This is a genomic window from Bacteroidota bacterium (assembly GCA_016715425.1).
In the GTDB taxonomy this organism is placed as follows: domain Bacteria; phylum Bacteroidota; class Bacteroidia; order Chitinophagales; family BACL12; genus JADKAC01.
In genome coordinates this window covers 59,508-79,664 of sequence record JADKAC010000008.1, presented here as the reverse complement: position 1 = coordinate 79,664, position 20,157 = coordinate 59,508, and the positions used below count along the sequence as shown (strand labels likewise).

The 20,157-nt window shown below is 33.1% G+C and carries 17 protein-coding genes; 6 read left to right on the top strand and 11 right to left on the bottom strand.

Annotation, left to right across the window (positions count from 1 at the left end):
• Positions 1–133 precede the first annotated feature (133 nt).
• The 8 genes from IPN31_14495 to IPN31_14460 form a co-directional block, all read right to left on the bottom strand.
• Positions 134–1,696 (bottom strand): Ig-like domain-containing protein, encoded by a 1,563-nt coding sequence (locus IPN31_14495; protein MBK8683086.1) that lies wholly within the window; start codon positions 1,694–1,696, stop codon positions 134–136.
• Positions 1,697–1,764: 68 nt separating this feature from the next.
• Entirely contained in the window at positions 1,765–3,627 is a 1,863-nt protein-coding gene (gene mnmG, locus IPN31_14490; protein MBK8683085.1) for a tRNA uridine-5-carboxymethylaminomethyl(34) synthesis enzyme MnmG, read from the bottom strand.
• A 76-nt stretch (positions 3,628–3,703) separates the two neighbouring features.
• Positions 3,704–4,138 carry an rRNA maturation RNase YbeY gene (ybeY, locus tag IPN31_14485; GenBank protein ID MBK8683084.1) on the bottom strand — a complete coding sequence of 145 codons (435 nt, stop codon included), beginning with the start codon at positions 4,136–4,138 and terminating at the stop codon, positions 3,704–3,706.
• Positions 4,138–4,554 carry an ATP-binding protein gene (locus IPN31_14480; protein ID MBK8683083.1) on the bottom strand — a complete coding sequence of 139 codons (417 nt, stop codon included), beginning with the start codon at positions 4,552–4,554 and terminating at the stop codon, positions 4,138–4,140. Before IPN31_14480 ends, ybeY begins: the two co-directional genes overlap by 1 nt.
• Positions 4,555–4,556: 2 nt before the next feature.
• On the bottom strand, positions 4,557–7,898 hold the full coding sequence (locus IPN31_14475) for a DUF4175 domain-containing protein (GenBank protein ID MBK8683082.1): 3,342 nt from the start codon (positions 7,896–7,898) through the stop codon (positions 4,557–4,559).
• Between the two features lie 195 nt (positions 7,899–8,093).
• Entirely contained in the window at positions 8,094–8,561 is a 468-nt protein-coding gene (locus IPN31_14470; GenBank protein MBK8683081.1) for a DUF4878 domain-containing protein, read from the bottom strand.
• Positions 8,562–8,629: 68 nt separating this feature from the next.
• Positions 8,630–9,019: a hypothetical protein gene (locus tag IPN31_14465; GenBank protein MBK8683080.1), complete on the bottom strand. Its 390-nt coding sequence runs from the start codon at positions 9,017–9,019 to the stop codon at positions 8,630–8,632.
• A gap of 105 nt (positions 9,020–9,124) precedes the next feature.
• Positions 9,125–12,409: a vitamin B12-dependent ribonucleotide reductase gene (locus IPN31_14460; GenBank protein ID MBK8683079.1), complete on the bottom strand. Its 3,285-nt coding sequence runs from the start codon at positions 12,407–12,409 to the stop codon at positions 9,125–9,127.
• A 550-nt stretch (positions 12,410–12,959) separates the two neighbouring features.
• Between IPN31_14460 and IPN31_14455 the strand changes: the two genes are divergently transcribed.
• The 5 genes from IPN31_14455 to IPN31_14435 are packed head-to-tail and all read left to right on the top strand — an operon-like array spanning position 12,960 to position 16,118.
• Complete coding sequence (locus IPN31_14455) at positions 12,960–13,721, top strand: geranylgeranylglyceryl/heptaprenylglyceryl phosphate synthase (GenBank protein MBK8683078.1); 762 nt, start codon at positions 12,960–12,962, stop codon at positions 13,719–13,721.
• 53 nt (positions 13,722–13,774) lie between these two features.
• Positions 13,775–14,701 carry a ribosome small subunit-dependent GTPase A gene (rsgA, locus tag IPN31_14450; protein ID MBK8683077.1) on the top strand — a complete coding sequence of 309 codons (927 nt, stop codon included), beginning with the start codon at positions 13,775–13,777 and terminating at the stop codon, positions 14,699–14,701.
• Between the two features lies 1 nt (position 14,702).
• A complete protein-coding gene (locus IPN31_14445) occupies positions 14,703–15,155 on the top strand; it encodes a D-tyrosyl-tRNA(Tyr) deacylase (GenBank protein ID MBK8683076.1) in 453 nt (150 codons plus the stop codon).
• Positions 15,152–15,784: a hypothetical protein gene (locus IPN31_14440; GenBank protein MBK8683075.1), complete on the top strand. Its 633-nt coding sequence runs from the start codon at positions 15,152–15,154 to the stop codon at positions 15,782–15,784. Before IPN31_14445 ends, IPN31_14440 begins: the two co-directional genes overlap by 4 nt.
• 4 nt (positions 15,785–15,788) lie before the next feature.
• On the top strand, positions 15,789–16,118 hold the full coding sequence (locus tag IPN31_14435) for a nucleotide pyrophosphohydrolase (protein MBK8683074.1): 330 nt from the start codon (positions 15,789–15,791) through the stop codon (positions 16,116–16,118).
• Positions 16,119–16,252: 134 nt separating this feature from the next.
• Here the strand turns inward: IPN31_14435 and IPN31_14430 are convergent, their stop codons facing one another.
• From IPN31_14430 to IPN31_14420, 3 genes are all read right to left on the bottom strand, one after another.
• Positions 16,253–16,846, bottom strand: a complete 594-nt coding sequence (locus tag IPN31_14430; protein ID MBK8683073.1) for a hypothetical protein — start codon at positions 16,844–16,846, stop codon at positions 16,253–16,255.
• 197 nt (positions 16,847–17,043) lie between these two features.
• Entirely contained in the window at positions 17,044–17,619 is a 576-nt protein-coding gene (locus IPN31_14425; protein MBK8683072.1) for a hypothetical protein, read from the bottom strand.
• A gap of 10 nt (positions 17,620–17,629) precedes the next feature.
• Positions 17,630–18,454, bottom strand: coding sequence for a hypothetical protein (locus tag IPN31_14420; protein MBK8683071.1), 825 nt, complete (start codon positions 18,452–18,454; stop codon positions 17,630–17,632).
• A 520-nt stretch (positions 18,455–18,974) separates the two neighbouring features.
• On the opposite strand from IPN31_14420, the gene IPN31_14415 reads away from it, so the two are divergent.
• A complete protein-coding gene (locus IPN31_14415; protein MBK8683070.1) occupies positions 18,975–20,150 on the top strand; it encodes an MFS transporter in 1,176 nt (391 codons plus the stop codon).
• Positions 20,151–20,157: the final 7 nt, after the last annotated feature.

Below are 20,157 nucleotides of genomic sequence, written 5' to 3'. Positions count from 1 at the left end.
TGGGATTTCAAGCAATTTAATGCGCTTAGCATTTTTATGAAAGGTTATCTTTTAAAAATCTTTTTCTTCAATTAGAGCGCACTTAAATAAACATATTATTTTTTATAATATTGAATACATATTCAATTGATAATCAATGTTCTAACTTCCATTCTATAGTTTGATCCCAGTTAGCTCTTATCGGAAGAGGATCTTTATAGAAAATGATTGGTTCAGGCTGTTGCAGTAATTTTAGATTTCCCGTATCCCATTTTTGATTATGATTTTGATCTATTCTAATACGCAGATTATATGTTCCTGGCAATAAATATTGCATTTGAATTTCAGAATCATCAGGCGACAAAATATATTCATTTCTGACAATGGTAAAATCATCTTTTAATAATTCCAAAATAATAGGGTAGGTTATTGTGGTTTTTATTTTGATTTTCAAATTACCATAATCTTCTGCACTTCGGGTTTTAAAAAATATTATTAACGAATCATTTTGTGAATCAAAAATGTCTGTAATTGCTCCTTTATTAATTACAAGTTGATATTGTTTATTTGGTAAGAATTTTAATGAAGTAGTTATTTTATCTCTTAAAAGAGTATCCAATGCAAATGTTGCCGAAATTGGATTAGGTGACGTGTCTTCAAAAAAATTCATTAATTGATGCGAAATATTTTGAATTGGAAAGGTTGAAATAATTTCCAATGGCTTATTTATATCTAACAGATAAGGATTTTCTATGTTGTTTATTGGCTTTTTTATATTGTAATAATTGGTTGAGATTATATTTTTGTGATTATAATTTTCGGAAGGAAAGGATTTTAATTGGACAATTACTGAGGTATCAATTGAATCATATTTAATTTGAAAATTATGTTGTTTTATTACTGTGTCTGATGACCAAAAGAAAATAGTATCATTTGTGATATTGGATTGTTTTAAAAGATTCGAATTGTATTCAATTGTTGTATTATCAATGCTTTTGGAGAACGCAAGTCGGCTAGATGCATAAGATAATGATTTAGCCTCTAGTAATTGTTGAGGAATGTGGTTTTCGGAGAATAATTGTAATTGATATGATTGATTTATAGAATCTGGAGTAATTGCAGTATCTATAAATGCGATTAACTCATTAGGTAAGTCGTAGTAATAATTAAAATTTTGATCTGTTAAACCATATAATTGATACTTTCCGGATTTAATATTTGGTATAGTAAAGTCTCCATTTGCATCTGCCTTTGCAAAATACCAAGGCTTAGAATATTGAAAGGATGAATCTATAAAATCAGGATAAAGGACTGCAACTGAATTCTTTTCTGGTCTTCCTGTAATTATATTTATAATATTACCTACCACTTGAAGTGAATCGAGTTGGTCACCAGTAGAAAAAACATATGTGAAATTTTCCAATGTATTTGATTCAGTGTTATCCTTAATTCCAGAACCAAAGTTTATAGTATATGTGGTTGAATCTCTAAGATCATCTAAAATATTGATAATCAATTTTTTACCTTTTATTTTAAATTCAGGCATGTTATTCATTGGTGGAGAAATAATTACTTGATTAAATAGATCAGATGTTTGAATATATTCATCAAATAGTATTTGAATTGTTTTGCCTTCAAAATTTACGGATTCATTTTCGGGTTGATAATTTAGTACTTGTGGTGGAGTTGTGTCTTTTTTCCCCCCTTGAGGGGTCACTACATTAGCGCAGGAACTTAAAAATATACAAATTAAGAATAAATAGAATTTGAATTTGTGATCTTGTATCATCTGCCCATATAAACCATTAATACTGAAATATCCGAAGGCGAAACTCCGCTAATTCTGCTTGCTTGTCCAAGAGTTCTTGGTTTAATAGCAGTAAGCTTTTCTCTTGCTTCATTTGAGAGTGATGTAAGTTTATTATAATCAAGTGTTTGATGGATAGCAACATTCTCTAAGCGTAACATTTTTTCGACTTGTTCTCTCTCTTTTTGAATGTATCCTTCATACTTGATATTAATTTCCGCTTGTTCTATAATTTCCTTTTCAAAGCTTTCTAATTTTTCAGCTATTGTTGCATTTATATTAAAGAGATCTGAGATATGTAAATGCGGTCGTGAAATAATAGCTGCAAGTTTAGTTTTTTGATTGATAGGGGCGGAATCTTTTAAATTTAAGATACCATTAATTTGGTCGGGGCTTATAGAAATAACTTTTAAAAAATTTATTAGATCAGCAGTAAGTTTAATTTTTCCAGTTACCTTCTCCATTCGAGAACTATCTGCCAGACCTAATTCAAAGGATTTTTGAGTAAGTCTTATATCTGCATTATCTTGTCTTAATAGTACTCTAAATTCTGCCCTTGAGGTAAACATTCTATAGGGTTCTTTTGTGCCTTTATTAATAAGATCATCTATTAATACTCCTATATATCCTTCAGATCTTTTAATGGAAAAAGAAGGTTTGTCATTAATTGATTGATGTGCATTAATACCTGCAATTATTCCTTGACAGGCGGCTTCTTCATATCCTGTAGTCCCATTGATTTGTCCGGCAAAAAATAGATTTTTAATAAGTCTTGTTTGAAGAGTATGTTCTAATTGTACCGGTGGAAAATAGTCATATTCTATAGCGTAACCCGGTCTGAACATTTTTACATTTTCAAATCCTTTTATTTTCTGTAAAGCGGATAATTGAATATTTTCAGGAAGTGAAGTAGAAAACCCATTAACATATACTTCCACGGTATTCCAACCTTCCGGTTCCACGAAAATTTGATGTCTGTCTTTTGATGAAAATCTATCTATCTTATCCTCAATGGAAGGACAATATCTGGGGCCTGGCCCCTTTATTCTGCCAGAGAACATTGGCGAGTCATCAAAACCTTTTCGCAACTCATCATGTACTTCTTGTGAGGTATAGGTAACAAAACAACTTCTTTGTTTTTGAAGAGCTTTAGTATCAGTGAATGAAAACTTCCCTGTTTCTGTGTCACCAAATTGTTCTTCCATTAACATGTAATCAAGGCTTCTTCCATCTACTCTAGGAGGTGTACCGGTTTTCATTCGACCGCTTTCAAAACCAAGTTCTTGTAATTGTTCAGTTATGCCAGATACAGCTTTTTCTGCAACTCGACCTCCACCAAATTGCTTTGTACCAATATGTATTAAACCATTAAGAAAGGTACCATTAGTTAAAACAAGAGCTTTACAATTTATAGATAAACCCATTGTAGTTTTCACTCCTTTTATTCTACCTTCTTTTACAATTAAGCCACTTACTGTATCTTGCCAAAAATCAACCAGGGGAGTTTGTTCTAGCATTTCCCGCCATTCTTTTGCAAATAATAACCGATCGCTTTGAGCCCTAGGACTCCACATTGCAGGACCTTTAGATTTATTTAACATTCGAAATTGAATAGCTGTTCTATCAGTAACAATACCTGAATAGCCACCAAGTGCATCAATTTCCCGAACTATTTGACCTTTTGCTACACCGCCCATTGCAGGATTACAGGACATTTGGGCAATTGTCTGCATATTCATCGTAACCAATAAAACAGATGAACCTAAATTAGCGGCAGCTGCAGCAGCTTCACAGCCAGCGTGCCCTGCCCCTACTACAATTATATCATATTCTTTAAACACGCTACAAAGGTAAAATAAACATAATTGGAATGTTGTTTCACATGGAACACAACCATAAAATATCTGATATTTAGTTTCACATGAAACTGCTTATCGGAAGCAGTTCAAGCATAGAATCTTCTTTTTGTTTAATATATTGTTGTTCATCCTCTGTTATATCATTAAAACCCAATAAATGTAAAATGCCATGTATAATAACTCGACACAACTCATTAATAAAAGATTTTTCATAATTTGTTGCATTTTCAATAACTCTATCTATGCTAATATAAATTTCACCAGAAATGGTATTACCCTGATTGTAATTAAATGTGATGATATCGGTAAATGTGTTGTGCTTTAAATATTCTTGATTTAAGGCTAACAGAAATTCATCATCACAAAAAAAGAATTGTAATTCTTTACAGGATTTTCCATGTTTGGAGATTACTTCTAGAATCCAGGCTTTAACTTTTGTCTTATTTTTTAATTGAAATCCAGGATAAATTTCATTGAATACAATAATGGGCATTACACTCTAAATTGAATTTCTACATTACTACCGTCACTAGAAAAAACTACTAGGTCAGCTAAATGTTTCATGAGAAAAACGCCTCTACCTCCTAAGCATTCAATATTTTCGGGAGCGGTTGGATCTGGCAAATTGTTATAATCAAATCCATTTCCTTCATCTTTAATATTACAAGTAACAACGTTTCTTCTTTTTCGGATTACTAATCGTACTGATTTGCTCTTATCCATTTTATTACCATGAATAATCGCATTATTAACCGCTTCTGTTACAGCAACTAAAATATTTCCAAATATTTCATCATCAATCTTATTGTTTTGACGAAATTCATCTATAAATGATTCTACCTCTAAAACACCATTTGAACAGGATTCTATGAGTATTTCTTTTTCTATAAGTTCTTCACCAATTTGCATATTTATTCAAAGCTTATTTTGCTAAAGTAAACTTCTACCAGATTTTTATAAAAAGGTTTCAATTCGGGTGAAATTGTTTTGTATAAATCTATTTCTGCTTTTCTTTTCTTTAAATAGTCTTCAATTTCAAGGGGCGTTTGTCGACTAATTTCTGCAGCTGTATTACTTTGTCGTTCATTATCTGTTTTTCTTTCCCTCTCTGCATCGGAAGCTTCTAATAGTCTTGTCAAGATATCTTCTTGTCGCTTAAGTGTTTGCTCTGTAATTTGTTTATTTACTATATCTTCTTCCGTCTGATCCATTTTATTTGCTAAATCCTGAAGTTGCTTGGCTAGTTTTCCATCTTCGGTATTTCCACCGCCTAGCTCCTGAGCCATTTTTTGCAATGCCTCTCGAATTGCAGCTTGTTGTGCTGCCATTTCAGCTAATTGCTGACTCATTCCTTGTTTATCAGGAAGCTGGCCTTTATCATTTTGCCCTTTTAATTTCTTTAACTGCTCATTTAGTTGTTTTTGCATTTCACCCATAGTTGGGAGTTGGGAATCACCACCAGGCTTTTGACACATTTGTGAGCCGGGCATTGATTGTGCCATTTGCTCTTGCATTTGTTGCATTACTTCGTCCAACATCAAAGCCAGATTATTATAACCAGTCATTGTATATTGCTGATACATTGCAGCTTGAGGTGTTTGCCGCTCGCTCATGGCATTTATAGTTTTATCAAGGTTTGAATTCACCTCACCAATTTCACGGGTAACAAAACTGCTGATTTCATATACTCTTTTGCTTAATGCTATAAGGCTATCTTCTACTATTTTGGTATCTTCTTTTATCTTTTGCTGTTCAGCCATCAACTCAATATAACGGGGATTATTCACCCTCACTTCTGCAGATTCATAAATCAAATCTTCCTGGTCAATTGATAACTTTATTAAGTTATCTAATAATCTCATCAAGGCATTCATGTCTTCCTGCTTTTGTTCCATTGCTCCTTGATTCATTTGCGACTGCATTTTTTTTGCCATCTCTTGCATTCCACTTGCGGCACTTTTTTGACTTTGACTTGCTTGCTTGTTTTTCTTTTGATCTAATTGCTCACTACTATTTTGTAAATCTTTTTGAATTTGTTCTTCAGAGTTTTGAGAATCTTCCATATTCTTTGGCTTTTCAAGCTCTTGATTCATCTCATTTAATTTATCTAAATCTTTTTGGATATCTTCAAATTTTTTATTTATATCTTCCTGATTATCAATGCTTTGTTTCTGATCTGAATTTTTATCCAGTGTTTCTTCACTCAATTGTTCCTGCTCTTTACTAAGCTGATCTAGTTTGTCAATAGTTTCCTGAAGCTTTTGGTCCATTTCCATCTGCTTAAATAATTCTAACATTCTATCCAACTCCTGCTCCAATTGTTGGTTAGACATATCCATCTTTTTTAATTCTTCAAGAGATTGTTCTTTATTCATTTGTTCCAATAACTTTTGAATTTCTTCCATCAGCTTCTGCATTTCCTCAGTAAGCACACTTTGAAATAATTCATCTAATTGTTGTTGCTTCTCTAATATTTTTTCATCCGGTTGCAGATATTCTTTTTGTTTGGAAATATTTTCCTTATAGCCGCTTTGCATTTCTTTTACCTGTTCTTGCAAATTTTGTTGGCGCTTTAGCAAATCTTCAACTTGTTTTCTATCTTCCCAATTCAATTCTTTTTTCTCCAAAAATTTATCTTGAAGCTCGTTAGTTTGATTACGAATATTTTCCATTTCGCTCAATGTACTCTGCATTGCATTTTTTAAATCTGCATTTTGCTCATCTTTTATTTCTTGCAATTCTTCTATTGTTGGAACAATAAATTGCATTGGCAGAGATCGTGTTGATTTTGCTCCATGTAAACCATCATTATCCCATATTTCAAAATAATATGTAATTCTATCACCAGGTTGCAAATTGTTTTGACGAAGATCATACGCATAGGTGAAAGGATTGCGAAGACCTACATTGGTGTAATTTATTTTTTCAGATTTTTCATCACGGGTTATTAATTCATTGTTCTTATCCTGTGTTTCTACTTTGTAATAAAAATTTAATTTAGAAAATCCATAATCATCACTTATTTCACCCAAAAAATAAAAGTATTTATCATCCAGAGAATCTTTAAATTGCTGCACAGTGATTTGTGGATATGCATCAGGGATTACTGTTAATTGATATTGTAATGTATCGGTGTTATATAATTTTTCATTTGCCATTCCTATCTTATAAAATACATTTTCATTTGCAGTATAAGTATAGCTGAAAGTGTTTTTATCTTTTAGGTTTGCATCAGTTTTAAGATTGGGAAACAGCATTTCAACCCGCTGAGTATTATCTGTATTAAATGTCCATTGAAGTTGTGTACCTTCTGGAATAACAAGGTCGCCTGTATTTTTAATTACTTCAGATTTTTTCCGGGTATATGCAGGATACGTAAGGGTTACATCAAAATTTACGAGAAGAGGTTTGGGAATTGTTGTAAGTAAATAGGGCTTACTTTCAAATCCGGTAGCAGCAAATCTGAATTGAATATCTTTTGGTACTTTATTGAATGTATAGGTAAAAGTATTGGATGCATTTTTAATCATTGTATAACTGCCATTATCTGTAATTAGGTTTACAGAAGCCGGTAACGCAGAGCCTGTAATTTTTACTTCTACAGTGTAATCATCATACTGTACTACTTCAAGTTTTTCATTCGTAATATTAAATTGAAAAGGGGCTTGTTTTTCAAATGCAACATTGTTATTTAGAAAACGATAGTTACTATCTCTGAGAATATTAGGTGCAGCAAATAATAAAAATATAAAAATTGCAAAAGGCGGTAATGCATATCGCAAATACTTTTTATTCTTTTTTAAATCAATTGCTTTTGCAAATGGAACAGGTTTTATTTTTTCTATCTTTTGATTAATACTCGCTTCAATTAATACCTTGCTTGTAGATTCATTTTGCTGATCATGAAGTTCTAATATATTCATTAACCTATCTTCTACTTCGCCAAAGTGCTGACCAATAATTTGCGATGCTGTTTTATAATTAATTGTTTTTCCTAAGCGATAATATTTTCGCAAAGGATCAATAATCCATATATACAGCAAATAAGCAAATGAAATTATAAATCCATAAAAAACAATTTTTCGAATAAGGGTGGACAGATAAAGATTGTATTCTGTATAACTTAAAATAAGATATACGCTTAATCCAACTGCTATTAAATATAAACTGCCACGCAGCAGCTTATTGATATAATACTTTCTAATAAACTCATCGAGTTTCGATAATAGCAGGGTATAATTATTTTCCGACATATTGATTTGACAAACTTAACGCATTAATGTTTTTAAAGGTGCGCAGGTAACGTAATTTAACGAATACATGTTTCCAAAATACTTCAGGGGTTAGATGATATTTACTTTCCATTCCATAAAAGGTATTTGCAAAGGGTATAAATTAAGAAACCCACTCGAAGGAGCGGGTTTCTGATTATGTAATTTAAAAAAAAATTATTTCATTGTATCTGTCTCTACTTCTGTTGACTCCATTGTTTCCGACATGGAATCCATCGCTTCGTCCAGAATATCTTCAGTTTTCATATCTCCCATAATTGCTTCCATGGTAAAATTTACTTTCCATTTTCCGTCAACTTGCAATACCTGATAAGCCATTTCATTTCCATTTTCATCTTTAGAATATACAGTAGCTTTCTCTCCATCAACCACGGTCTTTTCTTTTATAATCTCAAATTTTAATGGAGTATAAGCTGAATCCGGAACCATGTCGGCAAAGCCTTTCACCATATCTAACATACTTTCACTTTCCTTTGTGGAATTGGCTTTAGCAGCATCCCAATTTCTTTGATTTATTGCTTCGATAAAACTGGTTACTGTTTTTTCCGGGCTGTTTGATTTAGTACAAGATGTGAACATTAAAATTGTTCCGATAATTAAAACTGGCAGGGTTATTTTTTTCATTTTTTTTCTTTGATTTTGATGTAAAGTTAATTGTAATAGAGTTATCTATTTGATACCATAATAGAAGCCTATTGAATTGGAAATGGAATTTCCAGCTTTGTTTTAAAATAGGAATCGCAAAAATAAAAATTTACAGGTGCGCCATTAAAAACCTCATTGGATAAGCTCATGGCAAACGACTGCGCATTGGTAACGTTTTCAGGATTAGCCTCCGCATCCTCCTTTGAAACCATTTTAAATTGATACACCTCTTCTACTTTATCTATTTGTACAGATATTTTATCGCCAGAAAAAAAATTCTGTTCTACCAAATAATTTCCCAGAGCATTGGCTTCTTCTTTATCAATAGCTTTAGTATAATATAATTCACCTCCATTAAAATCCAGACGATTTCCATAGCCAGTGCATGCTACTAAAAGCAAACTAATAATCACTCCTAATATGGTTTTTTTAAACATAGTTCTCTTTATTTTTTAAAACAAAAGTAATCAATAGCAAATGGTAGTATCAAAAAAAACCGTTGGAAACTCCAACGGTTTTTTACTTTATGATGGTGATGACAATTAACTACATCCTAAGCTTTCGCCACAATTCAAGCACTTATAACAGGTGCCATTTCGAATTGTTGTGTGTCCACAATTTGGACATGGAGGCGCATCGCCCATTAAACTATTATTAGAAGCGCTTTGGGCATCTATTTTATAATTAGATTTTTTCGTTGATTCACTTGCTGTCTTTTCCGGGTTTTTATTGATAACCCTTTCGCTCACAGGAAAATCTCCAATGGTTTCCGTAGAAAGTTCATGCGTTGCTTTTTCATGTTGCGCCATATCTTCCGGTGCTACATGCACAAGATCTGTACGATCTAAATATTCAAATGCTAATAATCGGAATACATAATCAACAATAGATGTACTGAACTTAATATTCGGGTGATCTACAGGTCCGCTTGGTTCAAAACGGGTGAAAGTAAATTTATCTACAAATTCTTCCAGTGGAACACCATATTGTAAACCAATAGAAATTGCAATTGCAAAACAGTTTACCAACGAACGGAATGCTGCACCTTCTTTATGCATATCAATAAATATTTCACCTAATGTGGCATCATCATATTCACCGGTTCTTACAAATAATGTTTGTCCGCCCACTTTTGCTTTTTGTGTAAAACCACTGCGTTTAGCCGGCAGTTTTTTTCTTTCCACAACTCTTGAAAGCTGACGTTTGAAAATTGTATCCTTAGAAGATGCAATGATTGATTTAGCTGCTTCCAATACTTCATCAGCAGTCCAGTTATGTTCAGCTCCAGTTCCTGAAGTTTCTTTTGTATCGCTCTTTGTTGATAATGGTTGAGAGAGTTTGCTGCCATCACGATACAGTGCATTTGCCTTTAATCCCAATTCCCAACTTAGTTTATAACAAGATTTTATCTCATCCACATTTGTTTCGTTCGGCAGATTAATTGTTTTCGAAATTGCACCAGAAATAAATGGTTGAACGGCTGCCATCATTTTGATATGACCTTGAGCCAATATATAGCGCACACCTGTTTTACCACATTTGTTTGCGCAATCAAATACCGGATAATGTTTTTCCTGTAGTACCGGAGCACCTTCAATTGTCATTGTACCACAAATAGTTTTGTTGGCTAATTCAATTTGCTCGGTTGTAAATCCTAAAGCTTTTAAAACATTAAATCCTGGATCCGTGTATTGTTCAGGTTTAAAACCAAGCCGTTGTAGGGTTACTTCACCAATAGTATAAATATTAAAAGCAAATCCAATTTCAAATGCATGTTTTACTACATTATCCAGATGCAGAATTTCAGCATCTGTAAATCCTTTATGAGATAGTGTTTCATAATTGATATATGGTGCGCCTTTTAAAGTGCCAATACCTTTAGTATAATTTATAATTTCTGTAATAGACTCATCTTTATAACCAAGATTTTTTAGAGCTAATGGAATGGATTGATTGATTATTTTGAAATAACCTCCTCCGGATAATTTCTTAAATTTAACAAGAGCAAAATCCGGCTCAACACCTGTGGTATCGCAATCCATAACTAAACCTATTGTTCCCGTAGGTGCAATTACTGTTGTTTGCGCATTGCGATAACCGAATTCCTCACCTAATTTCAAAGCACCATCCCATGCATTGCAAGCTGCTTTCAACATATAATCCGGACAAAGTTTTTGATCAATGCCCATTGGTTTAATTTCTAAATCTTCATAATTATCTGCTGCATTATAAGCGGCATATCTATGGTTGCGCATTACACGCATCATGTCTGCTTTATTGCGCTCATAACCCGGGAATGCACCAAGAACACTAGCCATTTCTGCAGAAGTTTTATAGGAAGTACCAGTCATGATTGCAGAAACTGCTCCTGCAATTGCTCTTGCTTTATCGCTGTCATAAGGGATTCCTGAAATCATTAACACCGAACCGATATTGGCAAAACCCAAACCCAGTGTACGGAAATCATAACTCAATTTTGCAACTTCTTTACTTGGAAACTGCGCCATCAATACAGATATTTCCAGAACAATAGTCCATAATCTGCAACCATGTTCCAAAGACTGTACATCAAAAATAAGTTTATCGCTATCAAAGAATTTACGCAGATTCAAAGAGGCCAGATTACAAGCTGTATTGTCTAAGAACATATATTCACTGCAAGGATTGGATGCATTGATGCGGCCGTCTTGAGGACATGTATGCCATTCATTAATAGTAGTGTCAAATTGAACTCCCGGGTCTGCACATCTCCAAGCGGCATAAGCTATTTTATCCCATAATTCATTTGCATTTACTTCCTTCATTGGTTTGCCTGTGCTTCTTGCCAGCAATTCCCATTCACCATTTTCTTCTAATACTTTAAAGAAACTGTTAGGAATACGCAATGAGTTATTTGAATTTTGACCAGCCACTGTGCGATAAGCCTCTCCTTCATAATCGCTGGAATATCCTGCGGCTATCAATGCAGCCACTTTATCTTCTTCTTTTACTTTCCAATCAATGAAAGATTCAATTTCGGGATGATCCAGATCTAAGCAAACCATTTTTGCTGCACGTCTTGTTGTTCCACCACTTTTAATAGCACCTGCTGCTGCATCTCCAATTTTCAAAAAAGACATTATACCGGATGATGTTCCACCACCTGATAGTTTTTCACTTTCCCCTCTGATTTTTGAATAGTTTGTTCCAACGCCGGAACCGTATTTAAATATGCGGGCTTCACGAGTCCATAAATCCATTATGCCACCGGGATTTACCAAATCATCATCCACTGATAAAATAAAACAAGCATGTGGCTGAGGACGCTCATAAGCAGAAGTAGATTTTTTTACTTCACCTGTATTTTGATCTACATAATAATGTCCTTGGGGTTTTCCTTTAATACCATAAGAAGAATATAATCCGGTATTAAACCATTGTGGTGAGTTTGGTGCAGCATATTGACCAACAATCATAAATGCCATTTCCTCATAAAATATTTGAGCATCTGTTGCAGAAGCAAAATATCCATTGTCTTCTCCCCATTGTTTCCAGCAATTAGCCATACGATGTGCTACTTGTTTAATAGAGCTTTCAGAACCTGTGCTGCCATCTTCTTTGGGTACACCTGCTTTACGGAAATATTTTTGAGCAAGAATATCTGTGGCTACCTGACTCCATGATTTAGGTACTTCTACATTATTCATTTCAAAAACAATATCACCCGTGGTGTTGCGAATTACTGATGAACGCATTTCGTATTCATACATATCGAATGGGCTGATTCCTTCACGGGTAAAGTGGCGATTAATCTCTAAGCCTTTGTGTTTTGTTTCCTTTTTTGCCATATTGTTTAAATGAATTTTGGTGAATTATAGTTTCTATTGTGTTTCGTTGTAAAATGATAAAACCTTCCGGTTTTTTCCGAAAGGTTTTTCGAAATTACTTAATTGCACTGTATTAAAACAAGTATCATTTTTACACAACTATGTTTATAAAGAGAGAGATGCATTACAGGCTTAAATTTGATTTGTACACATATATATATTTATTATTTGAAGTGAAAAATTCTATTTGATTTATTGTGGAAATATATTGAGTAAATGGGGAAAAATAGATATTCAAAAATTTGGTGTTTGATTGAAGATGCAATTTGTTTTTAAATTTTACTTTAAAAAAATGGAGTTAGTACATGCATTACTTTTCAATAGAATAGTGAATGTAAAAACACAAATGATTTTTTAGTGTGAAATATAATAATGTAAATAAATGTATGAATGCAAATCAAAAGCAAATTGCAAAGCAATCATCATTTAGCTTGTTACAAATACGGCTGAACTTCATTCTATTTAATAGTAAGAGACAATATATTACCTTATTTTTGCTTATTATAATTTTATGAAATCAGCTATTGCACATCAATTAAAAAGCAACTGCGAACAAGGTCGCAGGCAATTTGCCGTACTCATTGATCCGGATGAAGTAACTCCTGATATTTTAGAAAGGATAGTTACATCTGCAAAGGAAAGTGGTGTTGATTATTTTTTTATTGGTGGAAGTTTGGTTGTAGGAAGTTATTTAGAAACTACTATTCAGTATTTAAAAAAACATTCCAATATTCCGGTAATAATTTTTCCAGGGAGTATTCAACAAATCAACCCAAGTGCAGATGCTCTATTATTTCTCAGTTTAATAAGTGGTCGTAATCCGGAATTATTAATCGGTAATCATGTGCTTGCTGCACCTTACATAAAAAAATCTGGTATGGAAGCTATTCCTACAGGATATATTCTTGTAGATGGCGGCGCACCAACCACTGTGAGTTATATTTCGAATACTTTACCAATACCGCACGATAAAAATGATATCGCTATATGTACTGCTTTAGCAGGTGAATTATTGGGAATGAAATTAATTTATATGGATGCAGGAAGTGGCGCAAAAAATCATATCTCTGCAAGTATGATTAAAGAAGTACGGAAAAATATTTCTCTTCCTATTATAGTAGGTGGTGGTATCAGAACTCCCGAAGCTGCTTATGAATTGAGTAATGCAGGTGCTGATATTATTGTTGTTGGAAATGCGATTGAAAAAGATTTACAACTTATCAAAGAAATTTCTTTTGCCATACATTCTGTTTCGGTTTCTAACGCCCGTTAATTCAATTTTAATTTTTTCAATCACCTTCTTTATTCGCTGACTACATTTGCACAATGCAACAAGGTCGTGTTATACAATCCACAGGTAGTTGGTATGAAGTAATGCTGCATAATTCTGCAATAATCAGTTGCAGATTAAAAGGGAAATTCAGATTGCAGGAATCAAAATTTACAAATCCGATTGCAGTAGGTGATGAGGTAATAGTAGATAGTGATGAAGATGGTTCAAGTGTAATTACAGAGATTCTTCCTCGTAAAAATTATATCATTCGTGAGGCAACACATAAAACAGATCATAAACATATTATTGCTTCCAACATTGATCAGGTTTTAGTTATTGCTGCTTTAAAATTACCCCGAACTTCCACCGGATTTATTGATCGTTTACTGCTTACTGCAGAAGTGTATGGTATTGCTGCTGTTGTTGTTTTTAATAAGTACGATTTATATAATGCAAAGGATAAAGAAAAGCTTTTTGAATTTGAATATATATACAAGCAAGCGGGATATACTGTGTTGCATACTTCTGCAAAGGACGATTTAAATATTTTGCAATTAAAAAATATTTTGAAAGATAAAACAACATTAATAGCAGGACATTCCGGTGTTGGAAAATCTTCTTTAATTAATGTGATGGAGCCTGCAATGAATTTACGTGTGGATGTAATTTCAAAAGCACACGGCAAAGGAATGCATACCACTACATTTGCCCGCATGATGCCTTTATCGTTTGGTGGATTTATAATTGATACTCCGGGTATAAAAGAATTTGGAACTGTAGATATGGAGCCGGAAGAAATCAGCCATTACTTTCCTGAGTTCAGAAAATATTTATTGGAATGCAGATTTAATAATTGTGTACATATTAATGAAGAAGGCTGTGCTGTGAAAGATGCGTTGGAAAATTTAGAAATAGCTCCCTCCAGATATATCAATTATCTTTCTATTTATGAGGAAGTAAAATCAAAAAAGAAATGGTGATATGCGGGCAGTAATTCAAAGAGTGGCAAATGCTAAAGTAGCAATTGAAAATAAAGCGGATGCAAGCATCGGCAAAGGATTACTTGTGCTGTTGGGAATTGAAGAAAATGATAATGCAGAAGACATAGAATGGCTATCAAAAAAAATTACTCAACTGCGCATTTTTTCTGATGAACAAAGTTTGATGAATTTAAGCGTGCAAGATGTGAATGGCGATATTTTAATTGTAAGTCAGTTCACATTATTTGCATCTACAAAAAAAGGAAATCGCCCTTCATTTATTCGCTCAGCAAAACCATCCATTGCAATTCCGATGTATGAAAAATTTATTACCGCCACAGAATTGTTATTACAAAAAAAAGTAAGTACCGGTGAGTTTGGTGCTGTGATGCAAGTAACACTTTTAAATGATGGACCGGTTACAATAATTATTGATTCAAAAAATAGAGAGTGAAAAAATTTTTTACACGCTTTGGCGAAATTCTGTTGGTGTTCTTCACTATTTTGGTAGTGTATTTAAAACCCACATTTGGTGCAAGCGGTGATAGGTTAAGTATTTTATTATTCGGCACACTTGCATTTTATTATCTGGCTTCGGGAGTGCTTACATTTTTAGATAAGAAAAGAATTACCCGCAGTGTGCGATTAATTTATATTGTTGGCTTATGGGGAATATCTGTAATAGTAATTGGTATTATGTGCAGAATTATTTTATTGCAAGGCGATAAGGAATTACTGATTGTAGCATTATTTTCATTGATAGGTATTTTAATGTTTGCATGGCTGAGTTATAAAAATATTGAAGAAGAAAATAACCGAGATGCATTTGTGTGGCAGATGCAGCCATTAATTGTGCGCAGTATTCTTGCACTAATAATTGGTGCCGGATTTTTATTTACGGATAGTTATACCATTTATCGCAGCTTCGGCACATTCAGAAATAACACGGAATATATAAATACAATTGTGGATGCATATCAAAATCCAAATGATACTTTAAAGGTGAATACTTTCAAGCGATTGGATTCTGAAATACGTTCTGCACCAAGAGAAAAACCAATTCCTGATTCAACAAAAGAATAAGACTATGACCATCGAAGAAGCGCAACAACAAATTGATAATTGGATAAACACAACCGGTGTTCGATATTTTAATGAACTAACAAACATGGCAATGCTCACTGAAGAAGTGGGAGAGGTGGCAAGAATAATTGCACGAAAATATGGCGAGCAATCTTTTAAAGAATCGGATACAAAAAAAGAGTTAGCAGATGAATTAGCTGATGTTTTATTTATAGTAATATGTTTAGCAAATCAAACAGGAATTAATCTTACAGAAGCAATGCAAAAAAATCTGGAAAAGAAAACACAACGTGATACAGAAAGACATCGCAATAATGAAAAATTAAATTCTTAATAAAATTTATTATTTAAAAAAAATATTACACTGAGTTGCGCAGAGAAACACTGAGTTACACAGAGAAAAAATACCTCAAAATATTTTAAGGAAATTCTATAGTTTCCGCATAAGAAAACTATAAGATGTAATCATCATTTAGGTAAAAATTCATAAATAAAACTCAGCACAAATGATGATTGGCATATGCCTGAAAGATCTGTGCCTTCACCCGGTAAAGAAAGATTTGCCCTTGCCTCTAAAATAAACCATGATGGTTTCCATTGAATGCTTGTTGATATTGCAGGAAACCCGTTATCTTTTGAATATCTACGTGCCGGAGTGCCGTAACCTGTATCGCCATCAGAGAGCCATGAAAAACCTGCACCAAACAGAAAATATCTTTTCTCTGAATATTGCCAGCTATACCAAAAATCAAAATAATTATTCATCATAATTTTGGATAAATACATTGGTCCTGTATAACTTATAATACCTAAGGTGTCTATATTTCTTCGTGACCAAACAGGCATGATATCATTTCTAAAACTGAATTCCAGATTGCAATCAGATTTCTTGATTTTTAAACCAAGAGCCAGACCACCATTATTATCTATTGGTATAACAGTAACGCCTAACTGCGGTAGTAAAACTATTTTATCATTCGTAGTCTGAGAAAATAGAGTTTGACTTTTAAAGAGTATCACTAAAGACACTGCAAAAAGTTTTAATCCAAAAATATTTTTCATAAGTTTTAGTTTTAAAGATGAACATGAAAATCTAAATAGCCTTTAGAATAAAAGTCTGCCATGAGGAATCGGAATAATCCAACCAAACACATTGATACCATTCATTAGAATTTTTCATTCTAAATTCGAGTATAGGCAAGATAAAATACAGGATTACAATTACTGTATTGCTTATCTTATACGATGAGATTAAACAATCAATTTCTTTTGGGATTAAAATCATAACACAAGCCAATGGCAATTGGAAATTGTTCCATTCCACCTGTAAGTGATGGCTCACTTAATTTAATATTACCTCTTACTTCTAAAATAAACCAACTTGGTTTCCATTGCACTGATGTTGTTATACCCCAATATCCTTCTGATTTTTCGTAGCGTATTGAAGGCACACCATAATATCCATCACCTGTAGAAATCCATGTATAGCCTAATGTAAAATTTATTTTTCTATCAACTTTATAATACAAAGAATAAATACCTTCCAAATAGGTATTCATTTGTATTGCCATTAACTCAAGGTTTTGTGAATAATTTGTAATGGAATTATTTGTATAAGAAATGCGACCATATTCCGGAATTATATCGTTGCGAAAAGCAATTCCAAATTTACCGTCAGGTCTGGCAACTTTTAATCCTAATAAAAGTCCCCCCATATTATCTACAGGAATATAGCTGATACCTAATTGGGCATTTAACTCTAAATTCGGATTTTCTATTTGTGAAAATCCTTGTAGAGAAACGAATAGAAGAAATGAAAAAATTATGTATTTCATATAAAATATTTTATAAGTGAACATGGATATCGACAAAACCTTTTGAGTAAAAAGTTTGCCAGGCTGAACCTGAAAAATCTAACCAAACTTTTTGATACCATTCATTACTATTTACCATTCTTACTTTAATAGCGACTGACCCCAATGGTCCGCCACTAATAAAAACCGTTTGGTAAGGTGCATACCAGTCATGTTCATAAAAAACAATATATTGACTTAATATACTGGGGCTGTAATCCATTTGATAATCATCATATATAATATTTCCTATGTCGGAGGGCTTAACATCTTTAATATGATATTTATCACTTAATGTAGTATAGCCTCCTGAATAAACAGTGACAATCCGCATATTATATTCAGAGTCTCCACTGCTTTCATATCTATAATCAATCTGAAAGCTGTTAATGTATGGAACGGCCGTAGTAATGTTCCCTTCTTTTAATGTATTGTTTTGAGTCATTTCTAAATTTCCTGATTCCTCTGATTGAGATTCCGAATTTTGGTAATTATATATTATCACCATTCGTTCTTCACTTAACGCCGAATTTTCATTTAATAGTATTTCATTATATATACTATCTTCTGTATAATACCAACCGGGGATATAATCATTTAAGGAATCTAAATTTAATTCTGAATTTAATTCAGTACCTACACAAAAGATAGGGTTTAAATCAAGATTGGCTGTGTAAAGGTTTGGAATATAAATAGAAACACTATCTGTCAATTCATCTTGATTTTCTATACTCAAATTTAATTGACTAATAAAAGAGGTTAGTTTAAAATCTGTGCTAAAATTATCCAGTACTTTCTGTCTATTATGATTACTCATAAGTATGAATATGAGGATTGAATAATTTCAGATAATTTTTTATTACTCAATTCTTCAGCCGGAAAATTTGGATCGGAAATAAGTTGTTCAAATGTATAAGTTGATTCTTGTGTGGTTGGTTGAATCAAAGAAACTTTATTGCAAGAAAAGATAAATAGGGAAAAGATAACAATGAATAAATAAATTACTTTGATTTGCTTGTTAAATGGTTTTGCGGGGGGGGGGGGGGGGGGTAGAATTTCTCATGTGGTTTTTTTTTGTAAAAATATTTCATATAAAACTATTTACAAATAGTGTTGATGATGATTCTTATCACTAATTCAAGAATGATATTTATCATATTAATTCGGTGAGGGTTTCAAAAAATATGGCTTAATTAAAAATATAAAACAGTATTAATTCTCAAAGCAATTTCAATTTCTTAATTCCACATTGCAATCTGCCGACTACCTTTGCATTCTTGAATTCCAAAGAAAAATTTCTTCCCTTACGCAATATCGAATTCCGGTATTTTCTTTCTATGCGCAGCATGATAACCATTGCATTTATGATTCAAGCAGTGGTGGCAGGTTGGGAGATTTACAGCATTACAAAAAATCCATTTTCATTAGGTCTTATTGGTTTGGCAGAAGCCATACCTGCAATTAGTGTTGCATTATATGCGGGCCATCTTGCCGACATCAGTAATAAGCGCAACATTTTAGTATTTGCAATTGCCGGAATGTTTCTTTCTTCATTCGGACTTTTTATAGTTACATCTTCATGGATGCGCAATATCAATTCAGATATGCTGACGGTAAATCTGATGTATCTTTTTATTTTCATCACCGGTATTGCACGAGGTTTTTATTCACCAACAGGCACTGCATTTATTTCGCAAATCGTAAGTAGGGAAATGCTTTCAAAAGCTGCAACACTGAACAGTACTTTTTGGCAAATGTCTGCTATTATCGGGCCGGCTGCCGGTGGATTTTTATATGCTGGAATTTCTATCAGCGGCGCATTAATTACCGTTTTGGTTTTGCAATTATTGGGATTGTTTTTTATGCTGCATGTAAAATCAAAACCTATAATTCAACTCAACAATAAAGAACCGATTGCGCAGCGATTAAAACAAGGATTGCACTTTGTGTATCAGAATAAAATTATGTTGCATGCATTGACCTTAGATATGTTCTCGGTTTTATTTGGTGGTGCTGTTGCATTGCTTCCGATTTTTGCAGATGAAATTTTACGAGTTGGTCCGCAGGGTTTAGGTATGTTAAGAGCAGCTCCTTCTGTGGGTGCAGCAATCACAATGACATGGTTATCTTTTTCTAAAGTTCCGGGTAAAGCAGGTAAAACATTATTATGGGCAGTTGCAGGTTTTGGAACAACAATTATTTTATTCGGACTATCCACTAATTTTTATTTATCACTTTTTCTGTTGTTTTTAAATGGTGCATTTGATAGTGTAAGTGTAATTATTCGGGCGAATATTGTGCAACTGCTTACACCCGATGAAATGCGTGGAAGAGTGAGTGCAGTGAATACCATGTTTATCGGATCCAGTAATGAGTTGGGTGCATTTGAAAGTGGTGTTGCTGCAAAATTATTAGGCACAGTAACCAGTGTTGTTTTTGGAGGCACAGTTACATTATTAATTGTGGGAATTACTTCTTTAAAAGAAAAAACATTGAAAGCATTTGATTATTAACTTTATA